The 19,321-nt window shown below is 74.1% G+C and carries 18 protein-coding genes and 1 pseudogene; 12 read left to right on the top strand and 7 right to left on the bottom strand.

From position 1 onward, the window contains the following. Positions 1–4: 4 nt before the first annotated feature. The 5 genes from ACF0H8_RS03025 to ctaD all read left to right on the top strand — a co-directional run bounded on the left by ACF0H8_RS03025 (position 5) and on the right by ctaD (position 5,800). Positions 5–805: a UbiA family prenyltransferase gene (locus ACF0H8_RS03025; protein WP_395287514.1), complete on the top strand. Its 801-nt coding sequence runs from the start codon at positions 5–7 to the stop codon at positions 803–805. Between the two features lie 45 nt (positions 806–850). Beyond that, complete coding sequence (locus ACF0H8_RS03030; RefSeq protein WP_395287515.1) at positions 851–2,068, top strand: type III polyketide synthase; 1,218 nt, start codon at positions 851–853, stop codon at positions 2,066–2,068. Further along, on the top strand, positions 2,065–2,604 hold the full coding sequence (locus tag ACF0H8_RS03035; protein ID WP_395287516.1) for an isoprenylcysteine carboxyl methyltransferase family protein: 540 nt from the start codon (positions 2,065–2,067) through the stop codon (positions 2,602–2,604). The genes ACF0H8_RS03030 and ACF0H8_RS03035 overlap by 4 nt, the downstream gene beginning before the upstream one ends. Next, a complete protein-coding gene (locus ACF0H8_RS03040; protein ID WP_395287517.1) occupies positions 2,601–3,623 on the top strand; it encodes an NAD(P)/FAD-dependent oxidoreductase in 1,023 nt (340 codons plus the stop codon). Before ACF0H8_RS03035 ends, ACF0H8_RS03040 begins: the two co-directional genes overlap by 4 nt. 374 nt (positions 3,624–3,997) lie before the next feature. Continuing rightward, the gene (gene ctaD, locus ACF0H8_RS03045; protein ID WP_395287518.1) at positions 3,998–5,800 is read left to right on the top strand and encodes a cytochrome c oxidase subunit I; all 1,803 of its coding nucleotides are present in this window, start codon (positions 3,998–4,000) and stop codon (positions 5,798–5,800) included. 73 nt (positions 5,801–5,873) lie between these two features. On the opposite strand, the gene ACF0H8_RS03050 is transcribed toward ctaD, so the two are convergent. Both ACF0H8_RS03050 and ACF0H8_RS03055 read right to left on the bottom strand, forming a co-directional pair. After that, on the bottom strand, positions 5,874–6,305 hold the full coding sequence (locus ACF0H8_RS03050) for a DUF6098 family protein (protein ID WP_395287519.1): 432 nt from the start codon (positions 6,303–6,305) through the stop codon (positions 5,874–5,876). Continuing rightward, positions 6,302–6,961, bottom strand: a complete 660-nt coding sequence (locus ACF0H8_RS03055) for a DUF2231 domain-containing protein (RefSeq protein WP_395287520.1) — start codon at positions 6,959–6,961, stop codon at positions 6,302–6,304. The genes ACF0H8_RS03050 and ACF0H8_RS03055 overlap by 4 nt, the downstream gene beginning before the upstream one ends. 163 nt (positions 6,962–7,124) lie before the next feature. On the opposite strand from ACF0H8_RS03055, the gene ACF0H8_RS03060 reads away from it, so the two are divergent. Then, positions 7,125–7,799, top strand: a complete 675-nt coding sequence (locus ACF0H8_RS03060) for a hypothetical protein (RefSeq protein WP_395287521.1) — start codon at positions 7,125–7,127, stop codon at positions 7,797–7,799. Between the two features lie 85 nt (positions 7,800–7,884). Here the strand turns inward: ACF0H8_RS03060 and ACF0H8_RS03065 are convergent, their stop codons facing one another. From ACF0H8_RS03065 to ACF0H8_RS03080, 4 genes are read right to left on the bottom strand one after another with little or no spacing between them, the layout of a single operon-like run. Continuing rightward, complete coding sequence (locus ACF0H8_RS03065; RefSeq protein WP_395287522.1) at positions 7,885–8,940, bottom strand: cation diffusion facilitator family transporter; 1,056 nt, start codon at positions 8,938–8,940, stop codon at positions 7,885–7,887. After that, complete coding sequence (locus ACF0H8_RS03070) at positions 8,937–9,305, bottom strand: ArsR/SmtB family transcription factor (protein WP_395287523.1); 369 nt, start codon at positions 9,303–9,305, stop codon at positions 8,937–8,939. The genes ACF0H8_RS03065 and ACF0H8_RS03070 overlap by 4 nt, the downstream gene beginning before the upstream one ends. Before the next feature lie 51 nt (positions 9,306–9,356). Then, entirely contained in the window at positions 9,357–11,333 is a 1,977-nt protein-coding gene (locus tag ACF0H8_RS03075; RefSeq protein ID WP_395287524.1) for a thioredoxin domain-containing protein, read from the bottom strand. Next, a complete protein-coding gene (locus tag ACF0H8_RS03080; RefSeq protein ID WP_395287525.1) occupies positions 11,330–11,557 on the bottom strand; it encodes a MarR family winged helix-turn-helix transcriptional regulator in 228 nt (75 codons plus the stop codon). The genes ACF0H8_RS03075 and ACF0H8_RS03080 overlap by 4 nt, the downstream gene beginning before the upstream one ends. A 44-nt stretch (positions 11,558–11,601) precedes the next feature. On the opposite strand from ACF0H8_RS03080, the pseudogene ACF0H8_RS03085 reads away from it, so the two are divergent. Next, positions 11,602–11,910: pseudogene (locus ACF0H8_RS03085) on the top strand (EamA family transporter); the annotation flags it as partial. A 294-nt stretch (positions 11,911–12,204) separates the two neighbouring features. On the opposite strand, the gene ACF0H8_RS03090 reads toward ACF0H8_RS03085, so the two are convergent. Further along, on the bottom strand, positions 12,205–13,725 hold the full coding sequence (locus tag ACF0H8_RS03090) for an FAD-dependent oxidoreductase (RefSeq protein WP_395287526.1): 1,521 nt from the start codon (positions 13,723–13,725) through the stop codon (positions 12,205–12,207). A 315-nt stretch (positions 13,726–14,040) separates the two neighbouring features. Between ACF0H8_RS03090 and ACF0H8_RS03095 the strand changes: the two genes are divergently transcribed. The 5 genes from ACF0H8_RS03095 to ACF0H8_RS03115 all read left to right on the top strand — a co-directional run bounded on the left by ACF0H8_RS03095 (position 14,041) and on the right by ACF0H8_RS03115 (position 19,009). Then, positions 14,041–14,667 carry a sugar O-acetyltransferase gene (locus tag ACF0H8_RS03095; protein WP_395287527.1) on the top strand — a complete coding sequence of 209 codons (627 nt, stop codon included), beginning with the start codon at positions 14,041–14,043 and terminating at the stop codon, positions 14,665–14,667. 37 nt (positions 14,668–14,704) lie between these two features. Beyond that, positions 14,705–15,289 (top strand): TetR/AcrR family transcriptional regulator, encoded by a 585-nt coding sequence (locus ACF0H8_RS03100; protein ID WP_395287528.1) that lies wholly within the window; start codon positions 14,705–14,707, stop codon positions 15,287–15,289. A 442-nt stretch (positions 15,290–15,731) separates the two neighbouring features. After that, positions 15,732–17,123 (top strand): ABC transporter substrate-binding protein, encoded by a 1,392-nt coding sequence (locus ACF0H8_RS03105; RefSeq protein WP_395287529.1) that lies wholly within the window; start codon positions 15,732–15,734, stop codon positions 17,121–17,123. Between the two features lie 3 nt (positions 17,124–17,126). Further along, on the top strand, positions 17,127–18,083 hold the full coding sequence (locus ACF0H8_RS03110) for a carbohydrate ABC transporter permease (RefSeq protein WP_395287530.1): 957 nt from the start codon (positions 17,127–17,129) through the stop codon (positions 18,081–18,083). Further along, complete coding sequence (locus ACF0H8_RS03115; RefSeq protein WP_395287531.1) at positions 18,080–19,009, top strand: carbohydrate ABC transporter permease; 930 nt, start codon at positions 18,080–18,082, stop codon at positions 19,007–19,009. Before ACF0H8_RS03110 ends, ACF0H8_RS03115 begins: the two co-directional genes overlap by 4 nt. Positions 19,010–19,321: the final 312 nt, after the last annotated feature.

Below are 19,321 nucleotides of genomic sequence, written 5' to 3' on the forward strand. Positions count from 1 at the left end.
CCCCATGGCCACGACCCTGGCGCTGCTGCGGGCCAGCCACTTCGCGCCCACGGTGGCCGTCACCGCCGTGGTCGTGGTGCTCACCGTCATCGCCCGGCTCGAGCCCGGGACTGCCGCCGTGCTCGCGTGCGCCGTGCTGGCGGGCCAGCTGTCGATCGGCTGGTCCAACGACCTGCTCGACGCGGACCGGGACGCGCGCGTGGGCCGCCGCGACAAGCCCATCGCCGCCGGCCAGCTGCCCCGCGCCCTGGTGCGGCGCGCCCTGGTTGTCGTCGTCGCCGCGTGCACGGTGGCCTCCCTCGCCGTCGGCGTCCTCTCCGGGCTGGTGCACCTGCTGCTGGGCGTGGGCTCGGGCTGGGCCTACAACCTGGGGGTCAAGCGCACGGTGTGGTCCTGGCTGCCCTACGCCGTCGCCTTCGGCTCCCTGCCGGTGCTCGTCTGGCTCGCCGACGACCGCCTGCCGCCCGGCTGGATCGTGGCCGCCGGCAGCCTGCTCGGCCTGGGGGCGCACCTGCTCAACGCGCTGCCGGACCTGGCCGACGACGCCGCCACCGGGGTGCGGGGGCTGCCGCACCGCATCGGGGCCCGTGCCTCCGTGCTGCTCGCCCTGTCGTGCCTGACGGCGGCATCCGCCGTGACGGTGCTCGGGCCCGCGGGTGCCGCGCCGGGGTGGGCGTGGGGCGTGCTCGGCGCCGTCGTGGCGCTCGCGGTCGCGGCGGCTCGCGCCGGGGGCAGGGCACCGTTCCGGGCCGCCATGGTCATCGCGCTCGTCGACGTCGTCATGCTCGCCGCCCGGGGGCTCTGAACGAACCGGGCGACAGGGCCGCGTTGTCCACCTAGGCTCGCCTCCGTGACGCACCTGGTGGCGGTGGAGGCTGTCGTGCCCGAGCACCGCTACGCCCAGGCGGACGTCACCGACGCCATCGCCGCCATGATCGGGGCCCAGGGCCGCACGGGAACGCTGCTGCGCCGGGTCCACGGCAGCGCCGGCGTCGAGCACCGCCACCTGGCGCTGCCGCTGGAGCGCTACGCCGCGCTGACCGACTTCGGGAAGGCCAACGACGCCTTCATCGAGGCCGCCGTCGAGCTCGGCGCCCGGGCCCTGACCGGGGCGCTGGACCGCGCCGGCCTCGCCCCCGCCGACGTCGACCTCATCATCTCCACCACCATCACCGGCCTAGCCGTGCCGTCGCTCGAGGCGCGCATCGCCGCCAGGGTCGGGCTGCGTGACGACGTGGTCCGCGTGCCGATCATCGGGCTGGGCTGCATGGCGGGCGCGGCGGGGACCGCCCGGCTGCACGACTACCTGCTCGGCCGCCCCGCCGGCGTCGCGGTCCTGGTGAGCGTGGAGCTCTGCTCCCTCACCATCCAGCGCGACGACGTCTCGACCGCCAACCTCGTGGCCAGCGGGCTGTTCGGGGACGGCGCGGGCGCCGTCGTCGCGGTGGGCGCCGAGCACCCGCTCGCCGCCGGGCGCGGCGGCGCCGCCCGGTTCGTCGCGGCTGCCGGCGACGCCGTCGGCGGCACCTCGGACTCGGCTGCCGGTCGCGGCGGGAGCGCGGTCCCGGCCGGCGACTCCGCGGGCGTGGCGACCGCCGTGGCTGTCGCCGACGGCCCCGGCGTCGGCGTGGCCGCTCCGGTTGTCGTCGCCAGCCGCAGCCGGCTGTACGCCGGCACCGAGGCGGCGATGGGGTGGGACGTCGGAGCGACGGGGCTGCGTATCGTGCTCGGCGCCGAGGTGCCCGAGCTGGTCCGCTCGCGGGTGGGCGAGGACGTGGCCGCGTTCCTTGCCGAGCACGGCCTCACCATCGGCGACGTCGGCTGGTGGGTGTGCCACCCCGGCGGCCCGAAGGTCATCGACTCCCTCGCCGGCACCCTGGACGTCGATCCCGACGCCCTTGCCCTGACCACCGACTCGCTGCGCCGGGTCGGGAACCTCTCCTCCGCGTCGGTCCTGCACATCCTGCGCGACACCCTGGACAGGCGTCCGCCGGCGCCCGGTTCGCCGGGCGTGATGATGGCGATGGGCCCCGGCTTCAGCCTCGAGCTCGTCCTGCTGCGCGCATGACCTCCCTCGTGCTGTTCACCGCGCTGGTGCTCGCCGTCGGGTGCGAGCGGCTGGCCGAGCTCGTGGTCGCCACCCGCAACGCCCGGTGGAGCTTCGCCCGCGGCGGCGTGGAGACCGGCCGGGGGCACTACCCCGTCATGGTGGCGCTGCACACCGGGCTGCTCGTCGGCGCCCTGGTGGAGGTCTGGGTGCGCCGGCCGGAGTTCGTCCCGGCCCTGGGCTGGCCGATGCTGGCCCTGGCGCTCGGGTCCCAGGCGCTGCGCTGGTGGTGCATCACGGTGCTCGGGCCGCGGTGGAACACCCGGGTGATCGTGGTGCCGGGGCTGCCGCTGGTCTCGAACGGGCCGTACCGCTGGTTCAGCCACCCGAACTACGTCGCCGTCGTCGTGGAGGGCTTCGCGCTGCCGCTGGTGCACTCGGCGTGGATCACCGCGCTCGTGTTCACCCTCGCGAACGCGGTCCTGCTCACGGTGCGCATCCGTACCGAGGACCGGGCCCTGGCCGCGGCGGCGGGTGCCCGGGGGGAGTCGGCGTGATCGACCTGCTGGTCGCCGGCGGCGGGCCCGCGGGGCTGGCGACCGCCCTGCACGCCGCCCGGGTCGGTCTGAGCGTGCGGGTGCGCGAGCCGCGCGACGGCGTGGTGGACAAGGCCTGCGGGGAGGGGCTGATGCCAGGCGCCGTCGCGCGCCTCGCCCGGCTCGGGGTGGACCCCGCCGGCCGGGCGCTGCGCGGCATCCGCTACCTGGCCGGCCCGGCCCGCGCCGAGGCGCTCTTCCCCGGCCCGCCGGGGCGCGGGGTGCGCCGCACGGTCCTGCACGACGCGCTGCGCGCCGCGGCGCTCGACGCCGGCGTGGTGGTGGAGCGGCGGGCCGTCCGCGACGTCGTGCAGGGCGCGGACCGGGTGGTGGTCGACGGCACGCCGGCGCGCTACGTCGTCGCCGCCGACGGCCTGCACTCCCCGGTGCGCCGGAGCCTGGGCCTGGAGGCCGGCACCCGCGGGCGGCAGCGCTACGGGCTGCGCCGGCACGTGGGCGTGGCCCCGTGGACGGACCTGGTGGAGGTGCACTGGTCCGCCCACGCCGAGGCGTACGTGACGCCGGTCGGCCCGGGGGAGGTGGGCGTGGCCATCCTGACCTCGGTGCGGCGGCCGTACGAGGAGCAGCTAGCCGCCTTCCCGGCGCTGCGGGAACGGCTGCGCGGCGAGGCCACCTCGACGGTGCGTGGCGCGGGCCCGCTGCGCCAGCGCACCACCCGCCGGGTGGCCGGCCGCGTCCTGCTCGTGGGGGACGCCGCCGGGTACGTCGACGCCCTCACCGGCGAGGGACTCTCGCTCGCGCTGGCCCAGGCGGAGGCGGCGGTCGCCGCCGTGCGCGCCGGCCGCCCGGAGCGCTACGAGGCGGACTGGCGCCGGGTGGTGCGTCGCTACCGGTTGCTCACCGAGGCGCTGCTGGCCGCCGCCGCGGTGCCCCCGGCGCGCCGGGCCCTGGTGCCGGCCGCCCGCGCGCTGCCGGTGCTGTTCGACGCCGCCGTCCGGGAGCTCGGGCGCCCGGCCTGAGACGGCGTCCGCCAGCTCGGCCGCGGTCTGAGAAGCCGTGCGCGAGGTCGGCCGCCGGCCTGAAGTCGAGGGCGCCTCGACGCGTTGATGGCGCCTGCTGCAGGAGTGGCCCTGGTCGTGTCGAGGCGCCGTCGCCGCTGCTCAGGCCGTTTCGCCGACAATCGTTCCGCCCGTCGGTGGGCGGCGCTATCCTCCAGTTGCGGGGGCAGGGCAGCCCCGTAGATTGTGATGACCGTCCACCCGCCCAACCGTGGCGGAACGGTGACGCCCGTGGCGGCGCCGCCGTCACGCTGCGCCGCAGAGGTGATCAGCATGGCCGCTGGACCGGCAGGACCTCCCACCGACCTCAGCCTGCGCGCGGACGGGGCCGTCTGATGGCCACCACCGTGCGCCCGGAGGTCGTGCCGGGGCTGCGGCCGCAGCGGCGCCACTGGGGCAAGACGGTCGTCAAGTGGGTGACCTCCACCGATCACAAGGTGATCGGCTACATGTACCTGGCCACGTCGTTCGCGTTCTTCCTCTTCGGTGGCGTGCTGGCCCTGCTGATCCGGACCGAGCTGTGGGAGCCGGGCATGCAGCTGCTCCAGACCAAGGAGCAGTACAACCAGCTGTTCACGATGCACGGCACGATCATGATGCTGCTGTTCGCCACGCCGCTGTTCACCGCGTTCGCGAACGTCATCGTGCCCGTCCAGATCGGCGCGCCGGACGTGGCGTTCCCGCGCCTGAACATGCTCTCCTACTGGCTGTTCCTTTTCGGTGGGCTCATCGTCGTCGGCGGGTTCCTCACCCCGAAGGGGGCGGCGAGCTTCGGGTGGACCGGCTACACCCCGCTGTCCAACGCCACCTTCTCCCCCGGGCTGGGCGGCGACCTGTGGGTGCTCGGGCTGGGGATGACCGGTTTCGCCACCATCTTCGGCGCCGTCAACTTCGTCGCCACGATCATCACGTTGCGCGCGCCCGGGATGACGATGTTCCGGATGCCGATCTTCACCTGGGCCACGCTGATCACGTCGCTCCTCGTCCTGATGGCGTTCCCCGTCCTGGCGGCCACGCTCTTCGGCCTCGCCATCGACAGGATCCTCGGCGGCCAGATCTTCAATCCCGACGCCGGCGGGGCGCTGCTGTGGCAGCACCTGTTCTGGTTCTTCGGCCACCCCGAGGTCTACGTCATCGCCCTGCCGTTCTTCGGGATCATCTCCGAGGTCATCCCGGTGTTCTCCCGCAAGCCGATCTTCGGCTACAAGGGCATGGTCTTCGCGCTCATCGCGATCGCGGCGCTGTCGATGGCGGTGTGGGCGCACCACATGTTCACCACCGGCGGGGTGATGCTGAACTTCTTCTCGATCATGACGATGCTCATCGCCGTCCCCACCGGGATCAAGTTCTTCAACTGGATCGGCACGATGTGGCGCGGGAAGCTCACCTTCGACACTCCGCTGCTGTTCGCGCTGGGCTTCCTGGTCACGTTCCTCTTCGGCGGCCTGACGGGCATCATCCTGTCCAGCCCGCCGATGGACTTCCAGGTCCACGACTCCTACTTCGTCGTCGCGCACTTCCACTACGTCGTGTTCGGCACCGTGGTGTTCTCGATGTTCGCGGGCTTCTACTTCTGGTGGCCCAAGTTCACCGGCCGGATGCTCGACGAGCGCCTGGGCAAGATCCAGTTCTGGCTGCTGTTCCCCGGCTTCCAGATCACCTTCCTGGTGCAGCACTGGCTCGGCGCCCAGAGCATGCCGCGGCGCTACGCCGACTACCTGCCCGAGGACGGCTTCACGCTCTACCACCAGATCTCCACGGTCGGTGCCGTGATCCTGGCGATCTCGACGCTGCCGTTCCTCTACAACGTCTACAAGACTCAGCGGGGCCCGCGGACGGTGTTCGTGGACGACCCGTGGGGCTTCGGCAACTCCCTGGAGTGGGCGACCGCCTCGCCGTTCCCCCGGCACAACTTCACCTACCTGCCCCGGATCCGCTCCGAGCGCCCGGCGTTCGACCTGCACCACCCCGAGGTCGCCGCCATGGACGTCACCATGCCGGCCGGAGGCCCGCTCGAGAGCGTCTACGCCGGTCCGGAGCGCAAGGGCCGGGCGGAGGTCGTCAAGGAGCGCATCGAGCGCAAGCAGAGCGAGAGCGGTGGTCAGCGGCCGCTGCCCCCGGAGGGCGAGACCTACTGAGCCGGGACGTCGAGACCTGCTCGCCCGGGCCTCCTCCGGGTGGTCGACCCTGTGCCGGCCGACCCTCGACGCCTCAGCCCCGGCCCGGCTCGAAGGCCTCGCGGTAGACCCACCTGGCCTCCTCCACGCACTCCGGGCCGATGGCCGCCAGCGGCGTGGTGTCGGCCAGCAGCGGCTCGCAGTCCGGGCCGCGCCCGACCTCCCGGCCGGTCAGCAGCCAGCCGACCTGGTCCCCGCCGAGCAGGTGCTCGTACTGGCAGAGCTGGCGGGCCACCCACTGCTGCGGGGGCCGGTCCCACCACGGCTCGGGGGTGATGGGGTTCGTGCTCAGCCCGGGCAGCACACACCCGCTCTCCTTGTCCGTGCTGGTCTCGCCGGCGTCGACGGCCGGGCCGCGGCTGTAGCGCAGGTACACCTGCCCGACGGTGCGCTGCAGCTGCACGATCTCGTCGAGCGAGTGCAGCTCCGGGACCTCCTCGAGACCGGCGGGGCGGTCCGCGCTCACAGGACCGGGCCGGTGGGGGTGTCGTCGGCGTCGCCCGCTGTCCCCACGGCCGGTCCGCCCTTGCCGAGATCCCCGGGCCGGCGCGCCGCGGCCCCCTCCTCGAACGCCGGGTCGCGGGTGGCCACCTTCCGGGCCAGCGACATGTGCGCGCCCAGGTACCCGCCCCAGGTCAGCATGAGATCGGCCGCCAGGCTCAGCGCCACACCGGAGGCCCGCCAGCCCGCCCTGCGGTTGAGCCACGACGCCGTCTGCAGCCCGAGCGTGATGGTGTTGGCGGTCGCGTGCGTGATGCCGACGCGCTGGTTCCGGCGGTCGGTGACCGCCCACTCCGCCAGGCCCGTCACGACCGTCGGCACGGCCGCGAGGAGGCCCAGGCCCACCAGCCGGGAGGCCGCGGGCCGCGCCGCCTCGCCGCCGAGGAGGTCCAGCGCCGTGGCGGAGGCCCACAGACCGATCGGGAGGTCCGTGAGCAGGGGGTGCAGGGCGTGACCCAGCTGCCGCCCGTGCAGCACGCCGGCGACGCCCGGGTTGGCGACGAGGGCGCGCGCGAGGGGCTGCACGGCCTCGACGACACGGTCGAGCGACTCCGCCTCCTCGATGTCACGGGTGGCCTTGACCAGCGGGGGCGTGCGGCGCGACGAGCGGGTGGTCGTCATGATCTCCTCCGGAGGCTGTGGACCAGGTGTGAGCCAGGATGCGGCCGCACGGTTGGGCGTGCACGCGGAGAGGCCGCGCGCCACCCCGGCGGCCGCGTGCGTCGGCGGGGTCTGGCGACCGCGCCCGGTTGCCCCTCGGCCCGCCCTGCCCGACCGTGAGGGCATGACCACGGCGCGCGCGTCCCACCCGTCACGCCGCTCGGCACCGGCGGGCGCCGTTGCCGCGGCCACCGCCGTCGGCGTGGTCCTCGGGGGCGTCATGGCCGCGACGGCGGTGGTGCGGCGCTCGAAGCCCGTGCACCCGCGCGGCGCGGTGGTCGACGCGCGCCTGGCCGTCACCGCCGAGGAGGCGGCCCTGGGCGCGCTGGGCACTCCCGGCGTGCTGCCCGTCGTCGCCCGGTTCTCCCGGGCCGTCGGACTGCCACCGGGCTGGCCCGACCTCCAGGGCCTGGCGCTGCGCTGGTCCGGCGCGTCCGGCCCCAACGACCTGCTGCTCGCGTCCACGAGGGCCGGTCGCATCGGCCGGTTCCTGCTCTCCGTCCGCCGACGCGCCCGGGGCAGCTTCGGCTCCCTCATGCCGTTCGCCACCGCGCTGGGGCCGGTCGTCGTCTCGGCCGTGCCGGTACCGGGCGAATGGGCCCTGGAGCTGCGGTGGGCGGTGGGCCTCGGACGGTGGCGGCCGGTCGGCGTCCTGCGCTGGGAGCGGCCGCCGGCCGCGGACGCGCTGCTGCGCTTCGAGCCGGTCGGCAACTGCCCCGACGGCCTGGCCACGTACCCGTGGGCGGACCGGCTGCGCCGGTACGCCTACGGCTGGTCCCGGGCGACGTGGCGAGGCTGAGTCAGCAGGGCCCGCCGGGCGGCGTGGGGGGCGACGCCGTCGGCGTGACCGGCGCACCGCCGGAGCGGTCAGACCGGTGGGACGCTCAATGGCTCGCCGCCACGACCGGTGTGACGGCCACCGAACCGACGCCGGGCAGCGCGCGGTGCAGGGCCGCCGACACGTCCCGCGCAAGTGCGCCGAAGTCGCTGACGGTCACGCTCGCCGGAGTGGCCACCGTGACGGTGACGTCGAGGCGGTGACCGTTCCACCTCAGGCGGAGGGCGCCGACGTCCGCCACGCCGGGAACGCCGCCCGCGGCCCGCTCGGCGCGGTCGGTGAGCTCGGGATCGACGCCGTCGAGCAGGCGCCGGCCGACGTCCCGGGCCGTGCCCCACAGCAGGACGGCGATCATCGCCGAGATCAGCAGGCCCACGATCGGGTCCGCCTGCGGGAAGCCCAGCCAGACGCCGGCTGCGCCGAGCACCACCGCGAGCGACGTGAAGCCGTCCGTGCGGGCGTGGACGCCGTCGGCGACGAGGGCCGCGGAGCCGATGCGCCGGCCGACCCGGATGCGGTAGGCCGCCACCGCCTCGTTGCCGGCGAAGCCCATGAGGCCGGCCGCGAGGACCCAGCCGAGGTTGTCCACCGGCCGGGGCTCGATGAGCCGGCGGGCCGACTCGAACGCGGCGAAGAAGGCGGAGAGCGCGATCATCGCGACGACGAACAGCCCGGCGAGGTCCTCCGCCCGCCCGTAGCCGTGGGTGTACCTGCGGGTCGGGGCGCGACGGCCCAGCGCGAAGGCGATCCACAGCGGGACGGCGGTGAGGGCGTCGGAGAAGTTGTGGATGGTGTCGGCGGCCAGGGCGACCGAGCCGCTGAGTGCGACGATGCCGAGCTGGAGCAGCGCGGTGAGGGCCAGCGCCAGCAGGCTGAACTTCACCGCGCGGATGCCGTGCCGGCTCGCCTCCAGGGCGTCGTCGATCGAGTCGGCGGCGTCGTGGCTGTGCGGGACGAAGAGGTGGTGCAGGAACCCGCGCAACCCGGTGGGGTGGTCGTGGTCGTGGTCGTGGTCGTGGTGGTGCCCGTGGCCGCCCGCTCGCCGGCCGCGTGCTTCCGCCGGGGCGCTCCCGTGGCCGTGCCCGTGGCTCCCGGTCGTCACGACGCGTGCCCGAGCTCGGCCGGCCGGTGGTGCCGGGGATGTGCGTCCAGGGCGTGTTCCGCCTGGAAGATCGCGTCGGTGACGAGGTGGCGCGCGTGCTCGTTCTGCAACCGGTAGTAGACCCGGTTGCCCTCCTGCCTGGTGGTGACGATCCGGGCCAGGCGCAGCTTGGCGAGGTGCTGTGAGACGGCGGCAGGCGGCCTGCCGACGATCTCCGCCAGCTCGCCCACCGGCCGCTCGCCGTCACACAGGGTCAGGATGATGCGCACCCGGGTGGCGTCGGCCAGCATCGCGAACACCTCGACCGCCAGCTCGACGTACTGGCTGTCCGGGTCATGGCCGCCAACCTGCCTATCTGCATGCACACGCAGATAGTGGCCCGCGGAGGCGCTGTCGTCAACGGATGCCGTTGATGCTCAGCGCGCGAGCGCCCGCTCCAGCTCCTGCCCCGTGGTCGCCGGCATGTCGCAGACGAAGCCGCGGCAGACGTACGCTGCCGCACCCCCGCGCACGAGCGGGCGCTCGGCGAGCAGGGGCACGCCCGGGGCGTCCGGCTGCCCGACGGCGACGACCAGGCCGGGGGAGGTGCTCGCCCGGGCGAGCCGGGCCAGCTCGCGGGCGGCGTCGTCGTCGCCGACGACGGCGACCTGCAGCGGTCCGGCGACCGCGGCCTCGGCCACCGCGAGGGTCCACCCGGCGAAGCGCGGCTCCTGGCGCGCCAGCGTGCCGGCCGCGGCGAGGGCGCCGTCGGCCGCCTCCCGGTGCCGGGCCGACCCGGTCAGCGCGGCGTAGGTCAGCATCGCGCCCGCCAGTGCGGACGTCCCGGCGGGCTCGGCGTTGTCCGCGAGGTTCTTCGGCCGGGCGACCAGCCGCTCCGCGTCGTCGGCGACGTCGTGGAAGCCGTCCGCGCCGTCGGCGAAGTGTGTCAGCGCCGTCTCGAGGATCCCGCCCGCCGCGTCGAGCCAGCGTGCGTCGCCGGTGGCCTGGTGCAGGGCGAGGAGGCCCTCGGCCAGGTTGCCGTGGTCGTCGGCCACGCCCGCGGCGCGCCCGACGACGCCGTCCCGCGAGGCACGCCGGAGCCGGCCGTCGACGACGTGCGTGGCGATGACGAACTCCGCGCACGCCCGGGCGGCGGCGACGTACCGCTCCTCGGCGAGCAGCGTCCCGGCCTCGGCCAGCGCCGCGATGGCCAGGCCGTTCCAGGAGGTCACCACCTTGTCGTCGCGCCCGGGCTGCGGACGCCCGGCGCGGGCGGCGAGCAGGCGGTCGCGGACGCCGTTCCACCAGGCTGGGTCGTCGGGGTCCGCGCGCAGCTGGAGCGTGGACGCGCCCCGCTCGAACGTGCCCGCGGCCGTCACCTCCAGCAGCTCGGCCGCCCGGGCGCCGTCCTGCTCGCCGAGGACCTCGGCGAGCTCGGCCGGCGTCCACGCGTAGGTCAGGCCCTCCACGCCCGCGGCGTCGGCGTCCAGGGACGAGGCGAAGGCCCCCTGCGGGGTGCCGAGGTCGCGCAGCAGGAACTCCGCCGTCTCGCGCGCCACGCGCCCGGCGAGCGGCGAGCCCGTGGCCCGGTGCAGGTGCAGGTACACCCGCAGCAGCTGCGCGTTGTCGTAGAGCATCTTCTCGAAGTGGGGCACCACCCAGGCGGCGTCGACCGAGTAGCGGGCGAACCCTCCGGCCAGCTGGTCGTAGATGCCCCCGCGCGCCATGGCCTCGCACGTGCCCGTGACCATGGCGAGCGACCGCTCGTCGCCGGTCCGGGCGTGGTGGCGCAGCAGGAGCTCCAGCACCATCGACGGCGGGAACTTCGGGGCGGTGCCGAACCCGCCGTGGCGCGCGTCGTAGGAGGCCGCCAGGCGGGTGACGGCGCCGTCCAGCGCGGCGGCGTCGAGGGCGGCGGGGCGGGTCTCGACGGCGGAGGCCAGGTAGTCGGCGATCCGCTCGCTCGAGGCGTCCACCTCGGCGCGGCGGGTGGCCCAGGCCTGGACCACCGCGCCGAGCAGCTGCAGGAACTGCGCCTTGGGGAAGTAGGTGCCGCAGAAGAACGGCTTGCCGTCGTCGGGGGTCAGGACGCAGGTCATGGGCCATCCGCCCTGGCCGGTCATGGCGGTGGTGGCCTGCATGTAGACGGCGTCGATGTCCGGGCGCTCCTCCCGGTCGACCTTCACCGCGACGAAGTTGCGGTTGAGGACGGCGGCGACCGCGCCGTCCTCGAACGACTCGTGCGCCATGACGTGGCACCAGTGGCAGGCGGCGTAGCCCACCGACAGCAGGATCGGCACGTCGCGGCGGCGGGCCTCGGCGAAGGCCTCCTCGCCCCACTCGTACCAGTCGACCGGGTTGTCCCGGTGCTGGAGCAGGTAGGGGCTGGTGGCAGCGGCCAGGCGGTTGCTCACGCCTCCAACGTACGTGCCCCCGTTTCGTTCGGCGAGGCGACGGCGGCCAGCAACTCGCGCAGCAGCCCCTCGAGCTGGTGCCGCTTGCCGGCCGGCAGCGGAGCCAGCATCCGTTGCTGCACCTCGACCCCGGCGGCCACCGCCCGGTCGACGACGTCGCGGCCCTGATCCGTGAGCGTGACCTGCAGGGCGCGGCGGTCGGTGGGTGACGGCGAGCGGCGCACCAGGCCGGCCCGCTCCGGGCGGGACCGGCGCGATGGCGCTGGGCATGGTGCTGACCAGGGCGTGGGGCCGCCCGGCACCGCTGCTGACCTTCACCGGCTGGCAGCTCGCCGCCGGCAGGATCCTCCTGCTCCCGCTGGCCCTCGCCGTCGAGGGGCTCCCCGGGCGGCTGACGGGCACCCACGTCGCGGGCTTCGCCTACCTCGCGCTGGTCGGCACGGCGCTCGCGTACGCACTGTGGTTCCGGGGTCTCGAGCGGCTGCCCGCCGCCAGCGTGTCCTTCCTCGGGCTGCTGAGCCCCGTGGTGGCGACGCTGGCCGGCTGGGTGCTCCTGAGCCAGGGTCTCGGGGCCTGGCAGCTCGCGGGCTGGCGCTGGCGCTGGGCGGGCTCGTCGCCGGGCAGGGTGGCGGCGGCGGGCGTCCCCCGACCCGGCCGGCGCCGTCCGCGGCCGCCGTGCCCGAGGCGCGCCGCGTCGCGGTCCCGGCGGGCGCCCGGGCGCAGCGGGTCAGCGCGAGCTGACCGTCACCGCCCGGCCCGAAGGTGCGAGCTCGCGGAGCGGCGCACGGAACAGTCCGGGGGAACGGGAGGCCGAGCCCCGGAAGCCCCGGGGGAGCGGAGTCCTTGCCGGCGGCCCCGGACCGGCCGGTGCTCAGGACGCCTCGGCGGCCCCTGGAGGCTCGGGGACGGCGCCGGGGAGCCGGCGCAGCGCGCAGGTGGCCGGACCCTCCAGCACCGAGCCGTCCGCGGCGAAGCGGGAGCCGTGCAGCGGGCAGTCCCAGCTGTGCTCGGCGTCGTTCCAGGCCACGACGCCTCCCAGGTGCGTGCACGTGGCCGACAGGCGCCGGGTGAGCCCGTTTACGGTGCTCACCGCGACGAGACGCTGCCGGTCCAGCTCCACCCGCCCCTGCCCCTCGGGCGGGGCGACGCCGGAGGAGTGCACCCGGGGGGTGCTGCGGTCCACCGTGAGGCGGGCGGCGACGCCGGCGTTGTACGCGACGGCACGGTCCAGACCGGTGACGGCGTTGGGGCGCCAGGTCCGCACGCCCCGCGTCCACGGCATGTGGCCATCGAGGATCGTGCTCGCGAGCGCGAGCGCCGCGGCGGGCGCCATGGCCAGTCCCCACTTGTCGTAGCCGGTGGCGAGCAGCACCCGGTCGGAGCCCGGGGTGAGCCGCCCGACCGAGGGCAGCTGGTCGATCCCGCGGTAGTCCTGGGCGGACCACGCGTGCGTCGGCACGGCCCCGGGGAAGTGCTCCGCCGCCCACCGGGTCAGCTCCAGCACGTGCTCGCGCGGGGAGACGGCGCGTCCCCCCGGGTGCCCGTGGCCCGCCACCACCAGCCGTTCCCCGCCGACGACGTCCGCGGTGCGCAGCGACCGGGTCGGCGCCTCCGCCGAGATCGCCATCACCGGGGGGAGGGGACCGGGTGCGTCGAGGGCCAGGGCGTAGCTCCGCAGCGGCTCCAGGCGGGCGAAGTGACCGCCGCGGTTCAGGATCGGCGTCCCGGTGGCCAGGACCACCCGGTCCGCGCGCACCTCGCCGTGCGCCAGCTGTAGCCGGCACGGGCGCCCGGTGTCGATGCCCCGCACGCGCGAGCCGGCGAAGATCTCCCCGCCGTGCCGCTCCACGTCGCTGGCGAGGGCGACGACCAGGTCGCCGGCGTCGAGCTGGGCCTGGTCCGGCACCCGCGCGGCGCCGTAGGTGGGAAACGGCAGGCCCGGCTCCTCCAGCCACTCCACCGGCAGGTCGGCCTCGCGGGCGGCGTCGTACACCGCGGCGACGGTGTCGCGGCCGTCCTCGGTCTGGGCGAACGTGACGTCGGGGCGGCGCTGGACGGGGACGTCGTGCTCGGCGCAGTACCGCAGGAGCCACTGCTGGCCCTCCACGTTGGCCTCGACGTAGGTCCGCAGGGTCTTCCGGGAGTGCCGGCGGGCGATGCGCGCCAGCTTGGTGCCCTGCAGCACCGTCACCTTGCCGGTCGTGTTGCCCGTCGTCACCGCGCCGAGATGACGTGCCTCGACGACCGCGACGGAGCATCCCGCGCGGGCCAGGAGCAGCGCGGTCGTCAGCCCGGTCAGACCGCCGCCCACGACCACGACGCCGAAGGAGCGGCCCGCGGGAACCGGGGGATGGGCCGGCAAGTCCGGGCGGTCGAGCCACAGCGAGGTCATCGCGTTCCCCCTCAGGCGCCGTCAGCAGCGAGGGCCGGCGCCGGGGCGCCGGTGCCGCCCACGGTAGGCCGGTGCGCGGGTGCGCGCCATCCCCGCGCGCTCGGTCCCTCCTTGCCGGCGGCGCGGGGTGCCGCCGGTTGCCAGGGGAGGCTGCCGCGGGCCGGTGCCGGGCGAGGGAGGAGCGCACGCCGCTCTTGTTGCGGTCCGAGCAGGATCCTCGATGGTGGGCAGTCTGACGAACCACAGTCGACATAGGGGCCGCTGTTGCGACTGGGCTATGGATGACCGTCCATAGTCGTGTGTACGGTCGTCCATATGACGATGCCAGCGAAGGACGACGGCCGGTCGATGCGTGAGCGCATGCTCGCCGGTGATCTCTACATCTTCGGCGGCCCGGAACTGGCCGAGGCCAACGCTGCGGCACTCGACCTCATGGCTGCCTACAACGCGACGACCCCGCGCCAGGAGCCGCTGCGCCGGGTGCTGCTCGAGCAGCTGCTCGGGTCGGTGGCGGAGGACACGGCGATCCGGCCGCCCCTGTACGTCGACTACGGCTCGCAGATCCGCATCGGCGCTCGGTGCTTCGCGAACTTCGGGCTTGTCGCGCTGGATGTCGCGCCCATCACCATCGGCGACGATGTGCAGATCGGGCCGAACGTCCAGCTGCTGACGCCGCTGCACCCGGTTGAGCCCGGTCCTCGGCGGGACAAGTGGGAGGCCGCCCGGCCGATCACGATCGGGGACAACGTCTGGCTCGGCGGCGGGGTGATCGTGCTGCCGGGTGTGACGATCGGAGCCAACACGGTCGTCGGTGCCGGCGCGGTGGTGACCAAGGATCTGCCGGCGAACGTCGTCGCCGTGGGCAACCCCGCCCGCGTCGGGCGCTCGATCGAGGAACCCGCCGGTCGGGACGAGGCCGTCGCGGCGATCGAAGAGGCATGACGTCCCACGTCAGCACCCGGCGCGGGAGGTCGCGCCGGTGAGCGCCGAGCTCGCCGCGGACGCGGCCGTGGAGAAGCCGGAGCGGCGGCCGCGGCGCTACGACCCCGGGCGCAGGGACACCCTCGTGGCAACGGCGCTCGACGTCATCGCGGAGCTCGGCGTGGCGGGCGCCACGCATCGCGCGATCGCGCGGGCCGCGGACGTGCCGCTGGGATCGACGTCGTACCACTTCGCCTCCATCGACGAGCTCCTGGCGGCGGCCTTCGCCAGGCACGCCGACGAGGTCGCCACGGAGCTGGAGCGGCGGATGCGTGCGGCGCCGAACCGCGCGGCGGCGCTCGATGCGCTGGCCCGACATCTGTCGCAGGACCTGCTCGGCTCGGAACGTGCGCTGGTGCTTGCGGTAGAGCTGTACCTCGCCGCCGCCCGGCGGCCGGCACTGCGCGAGGTGACGCAGGCGTGGATGCTGCGCAGCCGCCGCGCGCTCGAGCGGCACTTCGACGCGGTCACCGCCCGCGAGCTCGACGCCCTCGTCGAGGGCCTGGTCCTGCACCAGGCGCTGTCGACCGACCCGATGACACCCGAGCAGGTCCACCACGCCCTGCTCCGCATCGCCCGCTGACCCAGCGCGGCAGTCACGCCCCGTTCCAGGCCGCCGCGTTCTGGCACGAGTGGATGGCCGAAGAGCTCGCCTTCCTCGGACGCCAGCGGCCTGGCGCCGGGCCTGCGTCGTCGTCAACGGCACCCCTCGCGGCCACCTCGATGGCGTCGAGGTCGCCCCGGCGCCCTGGCGGGGTGCTGGAGGGGACCTGGAGCCACGGCCCAGCCCGCCGAGAGGTCTCAACAAGAGCGGCCATCCTGCCGCCACCCGGCCACGTTCGGTCCCGCGGCGGCGCACGGAGCGGCCTGTTCCGGCCTGACCGGGCCTTTTGTAAAACGCAAGTCAACTTCTCCGCAGTTCCGGTCGCTAGAAGTTGGCGAGAGGCTTACCGTCGGGGGGCGTCCGCTAGGGCAGCGGACCGGGAACGTTGTGGCCCGGGTGGGGCCCGGTCGAAAGGAACGACATGGTCAGGGGGATCGCTCGCGCGACTTCGGTGGTGGCGGTGGCGGGGCTGACGCTCGCCGCCTGCGCCCAGGGGACGGGCGGCGCAGCGGACGGCGGCGAGCAGGTCAGCTATGACTCGGGCGCCGAGCTCGGCGGCAGCCTCGACATCATGGGCTTCGGCCTGGGCGACGACGTCGCCGAGACCCGCCACGGCATCGCGCTGGAGGCTCTCGGGGACGTCGACGTCAACCTCACCGAGGGGGCCCTCGACATCCAGCAGTTCCTCACCGCCGTCGCGTCCGGCGAGCCGCCGGAGCTCATCTACGCCAGCCGCGACCAGATCGGCACCTTCGCCTCGCGCGGCGCGATCATCCCGCTGACGTCCTGCATCGAGGGCGAGGGAATCGCCGTCGACGACTTCCTCGAGCCGGCGCTGGAGCAGGTGACCTTCGACGGCGAGGTGTACGCCGTCCCGGAGTTCAACACCGTCCCGCTCACCATGGCCAACGCCGACCTCCTGGCCGCCGCCGGGCTCACCGTCGGGGACGTCAACGGCTCGAGCTGGGAGGACCTCGCCGCCGCGACCCAGGCGATGCACCGCGGCGACGGCGGGTCGCTGTCCGTGATCGGGTACGACTCCAAGCTGCCCGAGTTCCTGCCGCTGTGGGCGCACGCCAACGGCACGGACCTCATCTCCCAGGACGGCCGCACCGCCCAGCTGGACGACCCGGCGGTCGTGGAGGCGCTGGAGTTCGCCGTCGGCATCTACGACGGCCAGGGCGGGTTCCCCGAAGTCAAGGCCTACCGGGACTCCGCCGACTTCTTCGGCGAGGGGAACCAGTTCGCCACCGGGACGCTGGGTGCGATGCCGATGGAGCAGTGGTACCTCAACGTGCTCAACGAGGTCTCGCCGGACGCGCCCCTGGTGTTCGACACCGTCAAGGACCGGCAGGGCCAGCCGATCGCGTACGCCTCCGGCAACGCCTGGGCGATCCCGGCCGACACGGAGAACCCGGCCGCCGCGTGCCGGTACGCCCGCGTCATGACGGAGGTGGACACCTGGGTCGCCGCGGCCGAGGCGCGCAAGGCCGCCCGCGAGGGCGAGGGCCAGACCTTCACCGGGCTGCTCACCGGCAACGCCGCCGCCGACGAGGCGGTCCGCGGCCTGATCGAGCCCAGCGGCAGCGGGGTCTGGGACGGTGCCGTCGCGGCGCTGTACGAGGCCAACGAGAACGCCTTCTCCCTGCCCGCGAACCCCGCCGACGCCGAGTTCGAGCAGGCGTGGCAGGACGCCGTCAACAGCGTCCTGAACGGCCAGGCGGAGCCTCAGGAGGCGCTGGAGAAGGCCCAGGAGGAGGCGCAGGCCGCCCTCGACGACGCCTGGGCGAAGTGGGAGGACAGCGAGGCCTGAGTCATGTCCGCCCTCCCGACGACAGCCGGCGCGCCCGCCCGGCGGGCGCGCCGGCCCCGCACGATCAGCGAGCGGCGCGACCTGCGCGCGGCGCTGCTCTTCATCAGCCCGTGGATCATCGGCTTCCTGGTCTTCACGGCCTGGCCCGTGCTCTACAGCGGGTACCTGTCCTTCACGGACTACGACGTCATCAACGACCCGTCGTTCATCGGGCTGGAGAACTACCAGCGGCTGCTGGAGGACGACAAGATCCGCCTGTCGCTGTGGAACACCTTCGTGTACGCCGCCATCCAGGTGCCTCTGCAGGTGGTCATCTCGCTCGCTCTGGCACTCCTGCTCAACCAGGCGGGGCGGGCGGCCGGGTTCTTCCGCACCGCCTTCTACCTGCCCAACATGACCCCGCCGGTGGCGGTCGGCGTCCTCATGCTGCTGATCTTCAACGGCCAGGACGGGCTCATCAACGAGGTGCTGGGCTGGTTCGGCATCGACGGTCCCAACTGGACGACCGACCAGCAGTGGCTCAAGCCCACGATCATCGCCATGAGCCTGTGGTCGGTGGGCTCGTCGGTGATCATCCTGCTGGCGGCGCTGCGCAACGTCCCGCAGGAGCTCTACGACGCGGCCCGCGTCGACGGTGCCGGGTTCTGGCGGCGAACCATCAAGATCACGGTGCCGATGATCTCGGGGGCGCTGTTCTTCGTGTTCGTCGTGAACTCCATCGCGGCGTTCCAGACGTTCACCGAGACCTACACGGCGTTCTTCGGCGCCGGCAACACCACGTACGAGAACGACGCCGCGCTGTTCTACGTCATCTACCTGTTCCAGCGGGCCTTCGAGTTCCTCGAGATGGGCTACGCCTCGGCCATGGCGTGGGTGCTCTTCGTGATCATCCTCGTGATCACGCTGGTCCAGCTGCGGGTCTCCAAGCGGTTCGTCTACCTGGAGGGGGAGCAACGATGAGCACGCGCCCCCTCCAGGCGACGCCGGCGCAGGCCCCGCCCATCGCCCCTCGCGCCGCCGGCGGCCCGGGGCGCCGGTCCGGCCCGGTCCACCGGCGACGGTGGACGGTCGGGCGCGTGCTGGTCGCCGGGGCGCTCGTCGCGATGACCGTGGTGTTCATCTATCCGTTCGTCTGGCTGCTCAGCGCCTCCTTCAAGCCGCGGGGCCAGGTCCTCGACAACCGGCTCATCCCCGAGACCTTCACTTATCAGAACTACCTGAACGTGTGGGACGAGGCGCCCATGCTGCTGTGGCTGGGCAACACCGTGCTCGTCACGGTGCTCGCCGCGGTCGCGGTCACGCTCTCCAGCGCGCTGGTGGCGTGGGGTTTCGCGTACTTCCGCTTCCCCGGGCGCAGTGCCCTCTTCGGGCTCGTCCTGGCCACGATGATGCTGCCGGGTGCGGTCACCATGGTGCCGACCTTCCTGATCTGGAACTCCCTGGGGCAGGTCAACACGCTCACCCCGCTGTGGGCGGGCAACCTCTTCGGCAGCGCCTTCTACATCTTCCTGCTGAGGCAGTTCTTCCTCAGCCTGCCGAGGGAGATCTTCGAGGCAGCCAAGATCGACGGCGCCAACAACTGGACGATCTTCCGGCGCGTCGCGCTGCCGCTGACCAGGCCCGCCCTCATCGTCACGCTCCTGTTCGAGTTCCAGGCGGCGTGGACGGACCTCATGAAGCCGCTCATCTACCTGCGGGACAACGAGAAGTTCACGATCCCGCGCGGGCTCAAGGCGCTGGTGGACCAGTACGGCTTCGGTGGCAACTGGCAGTGGGAGATCCTCGTGACCGCCGCGGTCATCACGACGGTGCCGATGATCATCCTGTTCTTCCTCGGCCAGCGGCACTTCGTCGAGGGGATCGCCACCACGGGCGTCAAGGGCTGAGTCCCGCGCCGGCGGCGCGCCCCGTCCGGTGCGTCGCCACATCGGGTCGCGAGAGCGGGCCGGCGTCGGCGGCTGGGTCCCGCGTCGGCGGCTGGAGAGTCCCGTTCCGCTCGCTGCCCCCTCCGTCGGGGGCGCCGGGGGTCGAATGGCGGACATCCGGCCGCTCAAGAGGCGGGCTGTCGCGGGTGGGCACACCATGGAGATCTCTTCGGAGGAACGACCGTACCTGGATCAACCAGTGGAGGGACTGACCATGACCGAAGGACCGAACCGCCCCGTCGGGACTCCCGACCCTCTCGGGCCGCCGCCCAC

The sequence above is a fragment of the Georgenia sp. AZ-5 genome, assembly GCF_043952095.1.
In the GTDB taxonomy this organism is placed as follows: Bacteria; Actinomycetota; Actinomycetes; order Actinomycetales; family Actinomycetaceae; genus Georgenia.